Annotated in this window: 14 protein-coding genes; 2 read left to right on the top strand and 12 right to left on the bottom strand. The window is 62.0% G+C overall.

The features are described from left to right. Positions 1-138: 138 nt before the first annotated feature. Positions 139-1542: an MATE family efflux transporter gene (locus X750_RS162320; protein ID WP_023703704.1), complete on the top strand. Its 1404-nt coding sequence runs from the start codon at positions 139-141 to the stop codon at positions 1540-1542. Between the two features lie 174 nt (positions 1543-1716). On the opposite strand, the gene X750_RS162315 is transcribed toward X750_RS162320, so the two are convergent. Genes X750_RS162315 through X750_RS162295 form a run of 5 tightly spaced genes read right to left on the bottom strand, consistent with a single transcriptional unit; the run spans position 1717 to position 6425 of the window. Further along, positions 1717-2637: a 5'-methylthioadenosine phosphorylase gene (locus X750_RS162315; protein WP_023700447.1), complete on the bottom strand. Its 921-nt coding sequence runs from the start codon at positions 2635-2637 to the stop codon at positions 1717-1719. Positions 2638-2651: 14 nt separating this feature from the next. Beyond that, positions 2652-3443 (bottom strand): ABC transporter permease, encoded by a 792-nt coding sequence (locus X750_RS162310; RefSeq protein WP_023703703.1) that lies wholly within the window; start codon positions 3441-3443, stop codon positions 2652-2654. Next, positions 3436-4323 carry an ABC transporter permease gene (locus tag X750_RS162305; protein WP_023703702.1) on the bottom strand — a complete coding sequence of 296 codons (888 nt, stop codon included), beginning with the start codon at positions 4321-4323 and terminating at the stop codon, positions 3436-3438. The genes X750_RS162310 and X750_RS162305 overlap by 8 nt, the downstream gene beginning before the upstream one ends. Further along, positions 4320-5357 (bottom strand): ABC transporter ATP-binding protein, encoded by a 1038-nt coding sequence (locus X750_RS162300; protein WP_023700444.1) that lies wholly within the window; start codon positions 5355-5357, stop codon positions 4320-4322. Before X750_RS162300 ends, X750_RS162305 begins: the two co-directional genes overlap by 4 nt. A 27-nt stretch (positions 5358-5384) precedes the next feature. Next, positions 5385-6425 carry an ABC transporter substrate-binding protein gene (locus X750_RS162295; RefSeq protein WP_023707771.1) on the bottom strand — a complete coding sequence of 347 codons (1041 nt, stop codon included), beginning with the start codon at positions 6423-6425 and terminating at the stop codon, positions 5385-5387. A gap of 195 nt (positions 6426-6620) precedes the next feature. Between X750_RS162295 and X750_RS162290 the strand changes: the two genes are divergently transcribed. Then, positions 6621-7619 (top strand): LacI family DNA-binding transcriptional regulator, encoded by a 999-nt coding sequence (locus X750_RS162290; protein ID WP_023703700.1) that lies wholly within the window; start codon positions 6621-6623, stop codon positions 7617-7619. Between the two features lie 183 nt (positions 7620-7802). Here X750_RS162290 and X750_RS162285 read toward each other — a convergent pair whose 3' ends face one another. From X750_RS162285 to X750_RS162255, 7 genes are all read right to left on the bottom strand, one after another. Next, positions 7803-8606 (bottom strand): ABC transporter permease, encoded by an 804-nt coding sequence (locus X750_RS162285; protein WP_023671272.1) that lies wholly within the window; start codon positions 8604-8606, stop codon positions 7803-7805. Further along, a complete protein-coding gene (locus tag X750_RS162280) occupies positions 8603-9457 on the bottom strand; it encodes an ABC transporter permease (RefSeq protein ID WP_023703699.1) in 855 nt (284 codons plus the stop codon). Before X750_RS162280 ends, X750_RS162285 begins: the two co-directional genes overlap by 4 nt. Beyond that, a complete protein-coding gene (locus X750_RS162275; RefSeq protein WP_023671274.1) occupies positions 9454-10491 on the bottom strand; it encodes an ABC transporter ATP-binding protein in 1038 nt (345 codons plus the stop codon). Before X750_RS162275 ends, X750_RS162280 begins: the two co-directional genes overlap by 4 nt. Before the next feature lie 77 nt (positions 10492-10568). Next, positions 10569-11648, bottom strand: a complete 1080-nt coding sequence (locus X750_RS162270) for an extracellular solute-binding protein (protein ID WP_031193903.1) — start codon at positions 11646-11648, stop codon at positions 10569-10571. 77 nt (positions 11649-11725) lie between these two features. After that, positions 11726-12373 (bottom strand): amino acid ABC transporter permease, encoded by a 648-nt coding sequence (locus tag X750_RS162265; protein ID WP_023746517.1) that lies wholly within the window; start codon positions 12371-12373, stop codon positions 11726-11728. Continuing rightward, positions 12370-13026: an amino acid ABC transporter permease gene (locus X750_RS162260; RefSeq protein ID WP_023746518.1), complete on the bottom strand. Its 657-nt coding sequence runs from the start codon at positions 13024-13026 to the stop codon at positions 12370-12372. Before X750_RS162260 ends, X750_RS162265 begins: the two co-directional genes overlap by 4 nt. Positions 13027-13032: 6 nt before the next feature. Beyond that, positions 13033-13827, bottom strand: a complete 795-nt coding sequence (locus X750_RS162255) for a transporter substrate-binding domain-containing protein (protein WP_023739695.1) — start codon at positions 13825-13827, stop codon at positions 13033-13035. Between the last annotated feature and the right edge of the window lie 43 nt (positions 13828-13870).

Here is a 13870-nt window from a genome sequence, read left to right on the forward strand (position 1 = left end):
CTGCCCGTCCTCCCTTGCCTTCATGCCGCATTTCGTCCAATAGAACGACGCAAACGCTGCGAAACCGAAGGTTTTGCCGTTTGGAAGTGCGGCTTCCGGCCTCGTTGCCGACGCGCCGCAATCGGAAAGAGCAGGACAATGTCTGCGATCGAAGCCGGCGCTCGTGCGCCGGAAAATCTTTGGCGTCAGGAAATCAGGGCGACGCTGGCGCTGGCCTGGCCGATGGTGCTCACCAATCTCGGCCAGACCGCGATGACCGCCACAGACGTCATGATGATGGGGCGTCTAGGCGCGGACACGCTGGCCAGCGGCGCGCTCGGCGCCAACCTCTATTTCATGCCGCTGATCTTCGGCCTCGGCCTGATGCTGGCGACCTCGCCGATGATCGCCACCGAGCTTGGCCGCCGCCGCTATTCGGTGCGCGATTTGCGCCGCACCGTGCGGCAAGGGCTGTGGCTGGCGATCCTGATCTCGATCCCGATCTGGATGGTGCTGTGGCATGGCGAGGCCATTCTGCTGGCCATGGGCCAGGAGCCGGCATTGGCACATCAGGCCGGCATCTATCTGCGCTGGCTGGAATGGGCGGTGCTGCCCTTCTACGGCTATATCGTGCTGCGTTCCTTCATCTCGGCGCTGGAGCGGCCGGGCTGGGCGCTGATCATCGTCTTCGTCGCCGTCGCCTGCAACGCCTTCTTCAACTGGGTGTTCATGTTCGGCAATCTCGGCGTCACCTCGATGGGCATTGCCGGTTCGGGGCTGGCGACCACGCTGTCGAGCACGCTGATGTTTTGCGGCCTGGCAGCCGTGGTGATGCTGGAGAAGAAATTCCGCCGCTACCGCCTGTTCGGCCGCTTCTGGCGCTCCGACTGGCCGCGCTTCAAGGGTCTGCTGCGGCTCGGCATGCCGATCGCCGGCATCCTCGCCTTCGAGGTGACGATCTTCAACGCCGCAGCCCTGCTGATGGGCCTGATCGATGCGGATTCGCTCGCCGCGCACGCCATCGCCATCCAGATCGCCTCGATCTCCTTCATGGTGCCGCTCGGTCTCAACCAGGCCGTCACAGTGCGCGTCGGGCTGGCCCACGGCGCCGGCAATCCGGCCGGCGTTTCGCGCGCCGGCTGGACCGCCTTCGTCATCGGCGTCTCGTCCATGGCGCTGATGGCGCTGGTGATGGTGCTGTGGCCGCATCTGTTGATCAGCGCCTTCATCGACATGACCGATCCGGCGAACGCCAGGGTGATCGCGCTGGCCGTGTCGTTCCTGGCCTTTGCCGCGCTGTTTCAGATCTTCGACGGTGCGCAAGCCGTTGCCGCCGGCATGCTGCGCGGCCTGCACGACACCAAGGTGCCGATGATCTATGCCGCGATCGGCTATTGGGGCATCGGCCTGCCGCTCGGCGTGCTGCTCGCCTTCCATTTCGGCCTGCACGGCGTCGGCATCTGGATCGGCCTTGCGTCGGGTCTGGCCGTGGTGGCGGTGCTGCTGTTAGCGCGCTGGCTGCGGCGGGATCGATTGGCGCCGCCGCTCGTCTTCAGCCATTGAAGACGCACCAAGCGGTCCGCCAACTGCCCGAAGCAGTCACTGCAGAGCAGATGTATGGTGTCGCCTTTGGGACCGGAAGCGGCCGAACGCTTCGGGCGTGGGATCTTCAAAAGCGGACTCTCAGTTCGACGCGAGCATCGTTGCGAGTGAACGATCCCAGACTCTCGCTGCTTTTCAGAACCGGGTAGAACGCTCTGCCGGTTGGGGCGACTTCAAGCCGTGGCAAGAGCATTCCGGATTGGCCGGAAGTCGCGCCGCGGTCTCCAGCGCAACCCGCGAGGCTGTCATAGAGAGGCTCGGCAGCACGTGCTCCTGCAGCAATTTCTGGCGCTCGCGGTCCATATAGTCGTTGAAGCCGGCCGTGACGAACGCCAGGGGCACGAAACAGGCGCCGATCTCGCGCGATAAGGTGGCCTCAGGGGCGATCGAGTGGTTGAGCACGTCCGCTCCCATGTTTCGATACGCCAGAGCTTCGGCGGGAGTTGTCAGTCGCGGCCCGTAGCAGTGGGCAGCCACCAACTGCTGCTCGATGCCATGGACGCGGCATTCGGCTGGCCAATGGCGCCGGGCGGTCTCGGCCAACAATGCCGCACATCTTGGACATACGATCTGCTTGCCCGAGCAGTCGAAGCTCTGGCGGCCAGGCAGAAGTGAAAACGGGGTCTGCGACAGTTCGATGATATCGGCGTTTACGACTATGTCGCCGGGCTGGATCGCCTTGTTGACGGCGCCAACGGTCGAGCAGGCCAGCACTTGCCTTACACCCGCTTTCATCAAGACCCAGAACGCGCGGCGATGACAGGAATGGTCGATATGGTCTCGGGGATTGCCGTGCGAATACATGCACAGGGCACGTTTCGTTTTGCCCTCGACGGTAATAGATGCATCGAATTCGAGCAGTTTCCAATTGTCGCTGGGACCGAAAGGGGTTTCGAAACTCATGTCTCGTTGCAAGGTGCGGACGCCATCGACTTCGACATCTTCCGGAAAGGCGAGACCCCAATTCGCCGAGCCGGTGATGATCGCCAACCCCACCTGGGGTATGTCCGTTGAATGATCCGCCAGATCGTCGGCTGCATGATGATTGTTGGGCATGTTTCCAATCTCGGTCAGGATTTTTGGCGAAGGGTCACGACGAGGACAACGACCACGACGATGACGGTCCACAAGGTCGAAATCGCCGCAATGGTCGGGTCGATCTGATCGCGCAGCGACAGGAACATGAGCTTCGGCAGCGTGCTGTTTTGACCACTCGCGACGAAGATCGAAATGACGGATTCATCGAGCGAGGTCAGGAAGGCCATCAGCGTGGCCGACAACAGACTTATCCGAAGTTGGGGGACAATTATTCCGCCAATGGCTCTTGCCCAGTTTGCGCCCAGGCTGCGCGCCGCCTGAACCTGGTTCCAGTCAAAGCGGGCCAAGGCGGGCACCAACACAATGCAGGCGACCGGAATGGCCAGCACCACATGTCCGACCAGGACACCGAACAGCGTTCCGACCAGACGTTGGGCCGCCAGAACAAAGAAGAGACCAATCGCGAGCAGGATTCCCGGCACGATAGAAGGGGTTAGCAGAATACCCTGAATGGCAATGGCGGCCTTTCCGCCGAGCCGATTTATCGAAATGCAGGCCAGCAGCCCCAGGGGCACTGCGATCATCGCCGTCAATGTGCCAAGGATCAGGCTCGTCCTGAGTGCGGCCATCCATGCCGCCGAACCGAAGAAAGCCTCGTACCAGCGCAACGAGTATGCGCGCGGCGGGAACTCCAAAAGATTGGACGCCGAAAAAGAGAGCGGCACGACGACGAGCGTCGGCAGCATCAGGAACGCCATAACGAGCGCGCAAAAGCTCCACAGGAGGATGCGGGCCAGCCTGCTATCTGGATAGGCTTCAAGCATGGGCTGTGCCGATGCTGCGTCCGGCAATCAGCCGCCGCGCAGCCAGGAACATCACCCCCACCAACGCCATTAGTACGAGGAGCAGGATGCCCAGGACGCTCGCCGAGCCCCAATCCTGGAAGGTCGATAGCGTGCGCTCGATCCGGGTGGAAAGAGGGTTTACCTTGCCGCCGCCAAGCACCGCGGGCGTGATGAAGAACCCTATGGTGTAAATGAAGACGATGATCGAACCCGAGAAGATGCCGCCGGCCGAAAGCGGCAGAATGACCGTGCGGATCGTTTGTCCGAGCGTGGCGCCCATGCTCGCCGACGCGCGAACGAGGTTTGCATCGATATCGCGCATCGCCGCATAAACGGGCAGCAGGAAGAGCGGCAGCATGTAGTGAACCATGCCGATGAGCGTTCCCGTTAAGTTGTAGACCAGCGGCAAGGGCTCAGCTGTCAGGCCTGAACCGGTCAAAGCCGCGTTGATCAGGCCATCGCGTCGCAACAGAACGAGCCAGCCATAGGTGCGCACCAGAATGGAGGTCCACAACGGCAGCATGACGAAGGCCATCAGCAAATTGGCCACCCTTGGTCTGGTGCTGGCCAGGGCGAGCGCCAAGGGGGTACCGAGTAGAATGCAGATCGCCAGCGTGCCCACGGACAGCTCAAGGGTGGTGACGAGTGCCGACCATGTCAGTCCGCTCGAAAGCACTTTCTCGTAGTTGCCGACGGTGTATTCACCCGCTGTGGTGAGGAAGGATTGCCGGATAATCCAGACGATGGGCAGGATCGCCGCCAGCCCAACGATCAAAAGCGCGGGCACTGAAAGCGACAGGAAGAACCGCCGCTCGCGTCGTGCGTCTGCCGCGAGCGCAGGATCGGCGATGACGGTCACGCTCCTGCTCCCGGTATCGCGTGAACTTTCGCTGCCGGTGCATATGCGGTCACTCGCTGACCGGTCGCAAGCTCGCCGCAGCCGCTGGCCATCGCCGCCGGAACGCAGACAAGAATCTCTTGCCCGCCGTCAAGCGCCAGCGTCAAAAGCCAGTTCTCGCCGCGAAACGCCTTGGCGCGCAGCGTTCCCTCGAGCGCCACCCCGTCTCGCCCGACGAGCTTCGCATCAAGATGGAAACTTTCGGCGCGGATCATCAGAGCTTCGCTTGATGCATCGGCGCCGTCTATTCTGCGCACCGCGCCCGGGGCCACAATGTTGGCCTCACCCATGAACTCCGCGACAAAGCGGGTCGATGGACGATCATAAATCCGCTGTGGCGTGTCGATCTGCTGAATACGGCCGGAATTCATCACCGCGACCCGGTCTGACATGATCAGTGCTTCGCGCTGGTCATGCGTCACATAAATCGTGGTGATCCCCAGATCATCGTGCAGACGCCGGATCTCGTACTGCATGGTTTCGCGCAAATTCTTGTCGAGCGCCGACAACGGCTCGTCCATCAGCATCACGCGCGGCTCGAAGACGATCGCCCGCGCTAACGCAACCCGCTGGCGCTGGCCGCCGGACAATGCGGCAATGTTGCGCTCCGCCAAACCTTCGAGCTTCACGCGGTCCAAAGTGTCGAGCGCCCGCTGGCGGGCGTCGGCTTTCGGTACCTTGCGCAGCACCAGCGGATACTCAACATTTGCCAGAACGTTCATGTGGGGAAACAGGGCGTAGTTCTGGAAGACTATGCCGATGTTGCGCCTGTTCGGGGCCAGGCGGGTAATGTCGCGATCGCCCAACAGAAGTCTACCGGAATCCGGCCGGACAAAGCCGGCCAGAGCCATGAGCAGCGTGGTCTTGCCCGATCCCGATGGCCCCAGCAGCGTGAGGAATTCGCCAGCCCGAATGTCGAGCGAGACATCGTCCAGCGCGACGTAAGATCCATAGGTCTTGCGCACGCTGTCGATGGTGATCGGGAGCGACTTCATCATGTGCTCAAGCCTTAGAGCTGAGACTCAGCGGGCCATCATCTCATCGAAGGCTTTTTGGGCAGCCTCGCCATTCCTGACCCACCATTCTGAATTCGAAAACACCGAAGTGCCGGCATTTTCAGGCGCGGTCGCCAGCGTCTTGAGACGGTCCTCGGGGATAAGGCCACCCTCATAGCCAGCAGGATTGACCGGGCCATAGGCTATGAAGTCGGTCAGCTTCGCCACGCGCGCGGGCTGTGTCATCGCTGCGATGAGCTTCATAGCTGCTTCCTTGTTCGGCGCCCCTTTCGGCACCGCAAGACAGTCGGTGCCAATGACGGAACCCTTGAACGTGTAGTCGGCCGCGCCGCCATCTGCTTTTACGGTTTGGGCCCGCCCGTTCCAGGTAACGACCAAATCCGCCTCACCATCTTTCAGCAACTGCGCCGACTGCGCTCCCGAGGTCCACCAAACGGCGACATTTGGCTTGAGTGCTTCGAGCCGCTTGATAGCGCGATCCAGACCCTCTGGCGTGCTGAGAACGGGATAGACGTCCGCCGGTGCTACGCCATCGGAGAGCAGCGCGATCTCGATCGAGTCCTGGGCATTGGCACGCAGCGCACGACGGCCGGGGAATTTGGCAACGTCCCAGAACTCCGCCCATGTCTTCGGCGGGTTTTCGCCATAGGTCTTGGTGTTCCACGACAAGACGGTGCCATAGGAGTCGAATGGATAGCAGTAGTCGGACTTTGCGCCGTCCGGCACGGCCTTTGGGTCGATGATCGTGTAGTCGAGCGGCTCCAGCAGCGACTGTGCGGCGGCCTGCGCGCCCTCCGGTGAGCCCAGGTGAATGACGTCGGTTGTGACCGTGCCCGAGGTAACCTGCATCTTCAGGGCGGCCAAGCCGTCGCTGAGGGTCTCCTCGCGGATATCATAGCCAAGCTCTTTTGCAGCGGGGGCCCACATGGCTTCCTTCATGGCGTTGCCATAATCGCCGCCCGCGGTCGTGATGGTGACTGATTGGGCATAGACCGGCACGGCGGCCGAGAATGCGAATGCCGTCAAGGAAATGCGTAACCAAGACATAGGTTCTCCTCCCTAGAATTTGTTGAGACGCGCTAAAAAGGGCCAATTCTTGCCAATCGTAACGTTACGATTGCATCCAATTGCAGGAGAGTCAAGCTGCTTTAGCGAGAGCTTGGATTGACCGTGAGGTGGAATTCGGTCACCTAGTGAAAGTCAGCAAATCAGCCGGCGCTTTCGCAAATGAGGTCGGGCGACATGACCAACCTGAAACAGATCGCGGCGGAACTTTCCCTTTCGGTGACCACGGTATCCCGCGCGCTGAAGGATGGGCCGGAGGTTCATCCCGCCACCATCGCTCGCGTCAAGGAAGTGGCGCAGCGGGTCGGCTATGTGCCAAATCATCATGGCTTCGCGCTCAAAACTGGCCGCACGCTGACGATGACAGCAATCTACCCGATGGAAACACAAGATCATCTGTCCGATCTGTTGAAGCTTCCGTTAATCGAAGGCATGACGCTGGCGGCGCGGCAAGCGGGTTATAGTCTATCCATCTACTCCACCACGCCCGATGATGACCCCATCGAGAGTGTGCAGCGACAGCTTCAGGCGGGCAGCACAGACGGACTGATTATCACGCGCATGGTCTTGGGTGATCCACGCGTTAAGCTATTGCTGGATAGAGGCATGCCATTCGTCGCGTTTGGAAGAACTGACCTGGATACAGCATATCCTTATGTCGACATCGACAATGAACAGATTGCCTACGAGGCGACCCGGCGGCTCATGGACCAGGGCTGCCGACGCATTGCGCTGCAACTTCTCGTTCCGGGCGACCAGGCGAGTGCCATGCGTCTTTCCGGGTATGGAAGGGCAATGGCCGAGGCTGGTATTCCGATCGACCAGTCGCTGATCGGTCATGGAATGTTCACCATGGAATCGAGCGCAGCCTGGTTCGATCGCATGCTGGCCTGGTCAGATCCGCCGACGGGCTTGGCTTGCGCCAACGAACTGGGCCTTTTGGGGGCACTACACGCTCTTGGCAGAAGAGGTCTCGCGCCAGGGAGTGACATCCACATTGTCACTCGGGACAGCACGCGGCTGTCACGTTTCTTGCCTGCGAAGATCGGCGTTCATTTCGTGGACATAGCGGGTGTCGGACGCAAACTTGTCGAAGTCCTGGAGAGCCGGATCGTCAATCCCCTCGGGCCGGTGGAGACAGTCTTGTTCAAAGGTGAGTTCGACCCTGGCGAATAGTCGGGCGAAGAAGTCAGTTGTCCGCTTTCGAGGAGCACTTAAGTTCACCCCTGAGTCCGAGATGAGGCGCGAAGCTGCCGCCTGCGCGAGTGCATAGGGTGCACTCAGCACCTTCATGGCATTGGTGGTCTGAGCAGCGATCGAGGGGTGTTGTACTGGTGCTGTTACTTAGAATGAATGCGCTCAGCTCCCATCCGACGACATCGCCCCGAGCAGCCTGCGTATATCGCCGAACCTGGCGATCGAGCCGAACACCAGTGCCGCCACCGCGACGAAGAACACCGACACCGAAGCCATGGTCGGCGTGTAGCCGTAGCGCAGCGCGTTGAAGATCTTGATCGGCAGCGTCTCGGTGGTGAAGCCGATCGTCATATAGGCGACGATGTATTCGTTGAGCGACAAGACGAAGGCGAAGGCGTAACCCGAGACGAGGTAGGGCAGGATCAGCGGCAGCACCACGGTCTTCAGCACCGTGCGATCATCGGCGCCCATGGTCGCCGCAGCCTCGACCAATGAGCGGTCGATCGAGGCAAAGCCGAGCGACAGGGTCACCAGCGGCAGCGTCACGAAGAAGATGGCGTGGCTGATGATGGCGGTGAAGAACTGGCCGAACAGCCCGACCGTCGCCCAGAAGGAGAGGAAGCCGAGCGCGGTGATGACCGGCGGTAGGATGAAGGGGGCAAGCCCCAGCACCTGGAAAATGTTCGCCCATGGCGCGATGCGCCGCCACAGGAACCAGGCCAGCGGCAGCGCCACCGCCACGGCAATCGCGGCCGAACAGACGGCCAGCGTCACAGAATGGATCAGCGCCAGCCGCCATTCCGGATCGGTGAAGATCTGGGCGTACCAGGCGAGCGAGAAGCCGACCGGCGGGAAGCTGAGCTCCTGCCGCGAATTCACCGACACGCCGGCGACGACGATCAGCGGCGCCGCCAGGAACAGCGCGACGATGGTGAAATAGACACGGCGCAGCAAGGTCGCGGTCATAGGGCGTTCTCCCTTCGTCCGACGAGCAGTGTCAATCCGACCAGCGCCAGCGAGATCAGCACCAGGAACACCGCCATTGCGGCCGCGAACGGCATGTTGGACTGGTAGATCGCCTGGTCGGTGATCAACACCGACAGCGTCCAGTGTTGAGGCCGTCCCAGAATCTGCGGCAGCAGGTAGGAGCCGAGGGCGAACACGAAGACCATGATCAGCGTCGCCACAATGGTGTTGCGCAATGCCGGCGCGACGACGTTGAAGAAGGCGCGGATCGGCGAGGCGCCGAGCGTGCGCGCTGCCTCGAGCAATGTCGGGTCGAGGCGCACGAGGGCGGGGTACAGCACCAGGATCGTATAGGGCAGCGCCTGGTAGACCATGCCGGTCAGCACGGCGCCAAAAGTCGGCAGCAGCGCCACCGGCTTGTCCATCAGCCCGATCGCCACGAACAGATTGGTGATGCCGGCGGTGCGCGAAAACAGCGTCGACCAGGCAAAGCCGATGATGACCTCCGACAGCGACAGCACCGACAGGAGGCCGACCAGCCACAGCGTCTGCACGCGGCGCGGCCGGCGGGTCAAAAGGTAGGTGAAGGGAAAGGCGATGGCCACGCAGCAGACGGCGACCAGCACCGCCAGCAGCAGCGAAAAGCCGAGCACGCCGCCGAAGAACACCGACAGGAAGCGGGCGTAATTGTCGAACACGAAATCCGGCGTGTAGAAACCGGACGGGTTGCGCTTGAAGAAGCTCACCGCGATCATCGTCGAGAACGGCACGACGAAGAAGACGATCAGCATCAGCGCCGGAAAGAACAGCGGCGTGTAATCGGCTATCGACTTCGGCGCTTCGCGTCTCATGCGCCGAGCACCACGCAGCTCGCCGGCGGCAATGTTACGCCGACCTTGGCGCCGACCGGCACGTCATGCCGCTCGCGCGGCGTCGTTACCGCAATGATGCTGGTACCGCCGACGTCGACGAAGGTCTCGATGGTGCCGCCGAGATCGCGAACGAAACTCACCTCGCCGGTAATGGCCGAGCCGCCGGGGCTGCCCAGATGCACATCCTCCGGGCGGACCGAAACAGACGCTTTGGTCTGACCCGCCGGCATGGCAAGACCTGGAATGGCTGTGCCCAGAATGGTGGTACGCCCGGTGCTGTCGATCTCGGCCGGCAGCAGATTGGTGATGCCGATGAAGTCGGCGACGAAGGCGTCGGCCGGCTTGCGGTAGATCTCGATCGGCGGCGCCGCCTGCAGGATTCTGCCGTGGCCCATGACGACGACCAGGTCGGCCATGGTCATGGCTTCGCGCTGGTCGTGGGTGACGACGATGGTGGTGATGCCCAACCGCTGCTGCAACTGGCGCAGTTCCACCTGCATGGCCTCGCGCAATTTGGCGTCGAGCGCCGACAGCGGCTCGTCGAGCAGGAACAGTTTCGGCGACAGCGCCAAGGCCCGCGCAATTGCCACGCGCTGGCGCTGACCGCCCGATAGTTTGGCCACCGGACGGTCGGCAAAGCCGGTCAGATGGATGAGGCCCAGCAACTCGTCGACGCGTTTCTTCTGCTCCTCCTTCGAGGCGCCGCGAATGCGCAGCGCATAGGCGATGTTGTCGCCGACGGAGAGATGCGGAAACAGCGCCAGCGACTGGAACACCATGCCGAGATTGCGCTTGTGCGTCGGCAGCGGGGTGATGTCCTCGCCGTCGAGCACGATGGCGCCGCTGGTCGGCTCCTCCAGCCCGGCGATCATGCGCAGCAGCGTGGTCTTGCCGCAGCCCGACGGGCCGAGCAGGCACACGAACGTGCCGTGCGGCACGTTGAGCTGGACATTGTCGACGGCGGCGAAGTTGCCGAATTTTTTGGTGACGGCGTTGATGTCTAGTCCGGACATGCTCATCCCTTGGAGGGTTTGCTAAGGGGCCGCCGGACTATGCCGGCGGCCGCTGTGGTTCAGACGGATCGAACGGCTCAGCCGACGATCAGCTCGGTCCACTTCTGGTTGATCCAGTCGGCCTTCGACGTATAGAGGTCGTAGCGCGGGATGATCGGATCGATATCCGACGACACGGCTGCGAACTCTTCCGGCTTGAGGTCGAGCACCTCTTTCTTCAGCGTCGGCGTGGTTCCGACCTTGCGCGACATCAGGCCCTGCATCGACGGCTGGCTCATATAGTCGATGAAGGCATGCGCCTCGTCGACCTTGGTCGAGGCGCGCGACAGCACCCAATTGCCGGAATCCTGGATGCCGCCTTCCTTCGGGAAGGTCGAGCGGACATGGAAGCCGTCGGCGACCGCGAGGCCGGTGACGTCGTGATAATACTGGCCCATCGGGATCTCGCCCGACTTCAGCGCCTGCTCGAACTGCGCCTCGTCGCGATACCACAGCCGGACATTCGGCTTGAGCTCGGCGAGCTTTTCGAACGCCTTGTTCAGTCCGTCCTCGGTGTCGAGCGCATTGGTGCCGCCCATGAAGGTCTTGGCTGTCACTTCGAGCAGGAACGAGTTCGAGGCAAGTGCCAGAAGGCCAAGCTTGTCCTCATTGGCCTTGTCCCACAGAGTCTCCCATGAGGTCGGCGCATCCTTGTAGACGTCGGTGTTGGAGACCAGCGTGATCCACCAGGCGACGGCGCCGATGCCGGCGACCCGGCCATCCGGATATTTGTTGACGAAGCGCGGCAAGAGGTCGTTGTAGTGCTTGAACTTCGACGTATCGAGCGGCGTCCACAATTCGGTCGACTGGCCCTTCAGCGTCGAGGTCTGCGACATCATCGAAAGGTCCGCCGGCGCCTGGCCGGCCTTGGACGCCTGTTCGAGCTGCACCAGCCAGGCTTCGCCGGTCGGCTCGGCGACCGATTCCACTGCAATGCCGGTGGCCTTGGTGAAATCTGGGAAGACGTGCTCGTCGAAGGATTTCTTGAAATAGCCGCCATAGACGCCGACCTTCAGCGACTTGTCCTGCGCGCGCAGGATCGACGGCATGGCGAGCACGCCGGCTGTAGCGAGGCCCGCACCAAGCACGCCGCGCCGTGTCAGGGATTTTCCAATCAGTCTGTTCATCTGGTTTCTCCTCAGTTGATGCCGTTCTATTCCGGCAGGTTCCCTTCACGCACTGTCGCCGCCTGGCGTCAGTGGGCCGCCGCTCGTTGTTCGAGCGTACGGGCGTATTGCGTCAGTGGAAAGCACATGACGAAGAAGATCAGCGCCACCAGCCCGTAGACCTTGAACGGTTCGAAGGTGGCGTTGTTGATGGCGTTGGAGGTTCTGACCAGCTCCTCGAAGCCGATGATCGAGGTCAGCGCCGTCGATTTGATCAACTGCACCAGGAAGCCGACGATCGGCGCCCTTGTGATCGAGAACGCCTGCGGCAGGATGATCAGCCTGAGCTCCTGCAGACGGTGCAGCCCAAGGCTGGCGCCAGCGTCCCACTGCCCGCGCGGCAGCGCATTGACGCCGCTGCGCCAGATCTCGGCCAGATAGGCGCTGGCGAAGAAGGTCAGGCCGAGCACCGCTGCCGTCCATGGCTCGATGCGCAGGCCGAGCATCGGCAGGCCGAAGAACATCAGGAACAGCTGCATCAACAGCGGCGTTCCCTGGAACAGGGCGATGTAGCCGGAAGCGATGCGCCGGCTCCATTTATTTTCGGCGATGCGGAAGAACAGCACGATCAGCCCTACCACCGCCCCGCCGACAAAGGCCGCCAGCGACAACAGCACCGTCCAGCGGGCGGCGAGCAGCAGATTGCGAACGATGTCCCAGAAGGTGAATTCGATCATGTGACACCTGCCCTCAATACGCGGCGCCCGCCTGTGACCAGCAGCCGGCGCAAGGCCATGGACAGGACGAGGTAGACCAGGGTCACGACGAAATAGGTTTCGAAGGAGCGGAAGGTGCGGGCTTGCAGCATGTCGGCCTCATAGGTCAGCTCACGCACGGCGATCTGCGACACCACGGCCGATTCCAGCATCATGATGACGATCTGGCTGGTCAGCGCCGGGTAGATCACCTTGAGCGCCTGCGGCAGCACGATCTTGATGAACACCTGGCGCGGTCTCAAGCCCAGTGCAAGCGCTGCTTCCGTTTGTCCGCCGGGCACGGCATCGAGACCGGCGCCGACGATTTCAATGGTGTAGGCTGCCATGTTGAGCGTCATTGCCAGCATGGCGGCCAGGATCGGATCGAGCCTTATGCCGAGGCTGGGCAGGCCGAAGAAGATGAAGAACAGCTGCACCAGGAACGGCGTGTTGCGCATCACCTCGACATAGACCGCGATGGCGCGCTTCACGAATACCGGGCCGTTGCGCCGGCCGGCAGCGCCCAGGATGCTGAGCAGCGTGCCCACGAGCGTGGTCACGACGATCAACAGGATCGTCGTGGCCGCGCCGCGCGCGATGTCGCCCACAGCGCCTGGGAGCCAGGCAAAGGCCACGAGAACTCAATCCTTGAGGTTGTCGGGATTGAGCGGCGTCTTCAGCCAGGCCTTCGAGCTCTCATCGAGCTTGCCGTCGGCCAGCATCTTGGCAACCGCATCATTGACCGCCGTCTTCAGCCGGTCCTCTTTCTTGTTGAGGCCGATATGCGAAGGCGAGGTCAGAAGCTGGAACTTCTGCTCCGGCTTCAGCGCGTCCTGCTTGGCCAGCACCTGGGCGCCGACATCATTGCCGACCACCATCAGCTGGGTCTGGCCCGAGATGAAGGCCTGGATGACGGAATTGTAGTTGTCGAAGCGCTTGATGTCGGCCGATGCCGGCGCCGCTTCGGTCAGCGACGTATCCTCCAGCGTGCCGCGATTGACGGCGATCGACTTGTCGGCAAGGTCTTCCTTGCCTTTGACGGAGAGCGCTGCCGGACCGATGACGGCGATGTAATAGGGCGCGTAGGCGGCGGCGAAATCGATCACCTCCTCGCGCTCCTTGGAATAGCCGACGCTCATCAGGATATCGACGCGCTTGTCGGTGAGATACGGGATGCGGTTCTGGCCGGTGACGCTGACCAGATTGAGCTTCACCTTGAGTGAATCGGCGATCGCCTGCGCGACGTCGACGTCGTAACCCTTGATGCTCATATCGGCGCTGGCCGAGGAGAAGGGCGGAAAGTCGGAGAAGATGCCGACATTGATGGCGCCGGCCTTGGTGATGTCGTCGACGGCGTCGGCATGGGCCTGGGAGGCGAAGCCGAGGCCGGCGAGCATCAGCGCGGCGGCGATGGTTGATTTCATTTGGATTGTCATTGGTATTCCCCTTCTGGAAGCTTGTTTGTTTTGGAAACGGCCG

Origin of the sequence: Mesorhizobium sp. LNJC391B00 (assembly GCF_000502535.1) — a bacterium.
Taxonomy (GTDB): domain Bacteria; phylum Pseudomonadota; class Alphaproteobacteria; order Rhizobiales; family Rhizobiaceae; genus Mesorhizobium.

Coding starts and splice junctions, on each gene's coding strand:
- X750_RS162310 (WP_023703703.1), bottom strand. CDS start 3,443: ATGCTTGAAGCCTATCCAGATAGCAGGCTGGCCCGCATCCTCCTGTGG.
- X750_RS162275 (WP_023671274.1), bottom strand. CDS start 10,491: ATGTCCGGACTAGACATCAACGCCGTCACCAAAAAATTCGGCAACTTC.
- X750_RS162290 (WP_023703700.1), top strand. CDS start 6,621: ATGACCAACCTGAAACAGATCGCGGCGGAACTTTCCCTTTCGGTGACC.
- X750_RS162295 (WP_023707771.1), bottom strand. CDS start 6,425: ATGTCTTGGTTACGCATTTCCTTGACGGCATTCGCATTCTCGGCCGCC.
- X750_RS162320 (WP_023703704.1), top strand. CDS start 139: ATGTCTGCGATCGAAGCCGGCGCTCGTGCGCCGGAAAATCTTTGGCGT.
- X750_RS162315 (WP_023700447.1), bottom strand. CDS start 2,637: ATGCCCAACAATCATCATGCAGCCGACGATCTGGCGGATCATTCAACG.
- X750_RS162255 (WP_023739695.1), bottom strand. CDS start 13,827: ATGACAATCCAAATGAAATCAACCATCGCCGCCGCGCTGATGCTCGCC.
- X750_RS162265 (WP_023746517.1), bottom strand. CDS start 12,373: ATGATCGAATTCACCTTCTGGGACATCGTTCGCAATCTGCTGCTCGCC.
- X750_RS162280 (WP_023703699.1), bottom strand. CDS start 9,457: ATGAGACGCGAAGCGCCGAAGTCGATAGCCGATTACACGCCGCTGTTC.
- X750_RS162285 (WP_023671272.1), bottom strand. CDS start 8,606: ATGACCGCGACCTTGCTGCGCCGTGTCTATTTCACCATCGTCGCGCTG.
- X750_RS162300 (WP_023700444.1), bottom strand. CDS start 5,357: ATGAAGTCGCTCCCGATCACCATCGACAGCGTGCGCAAGACCTATGGA.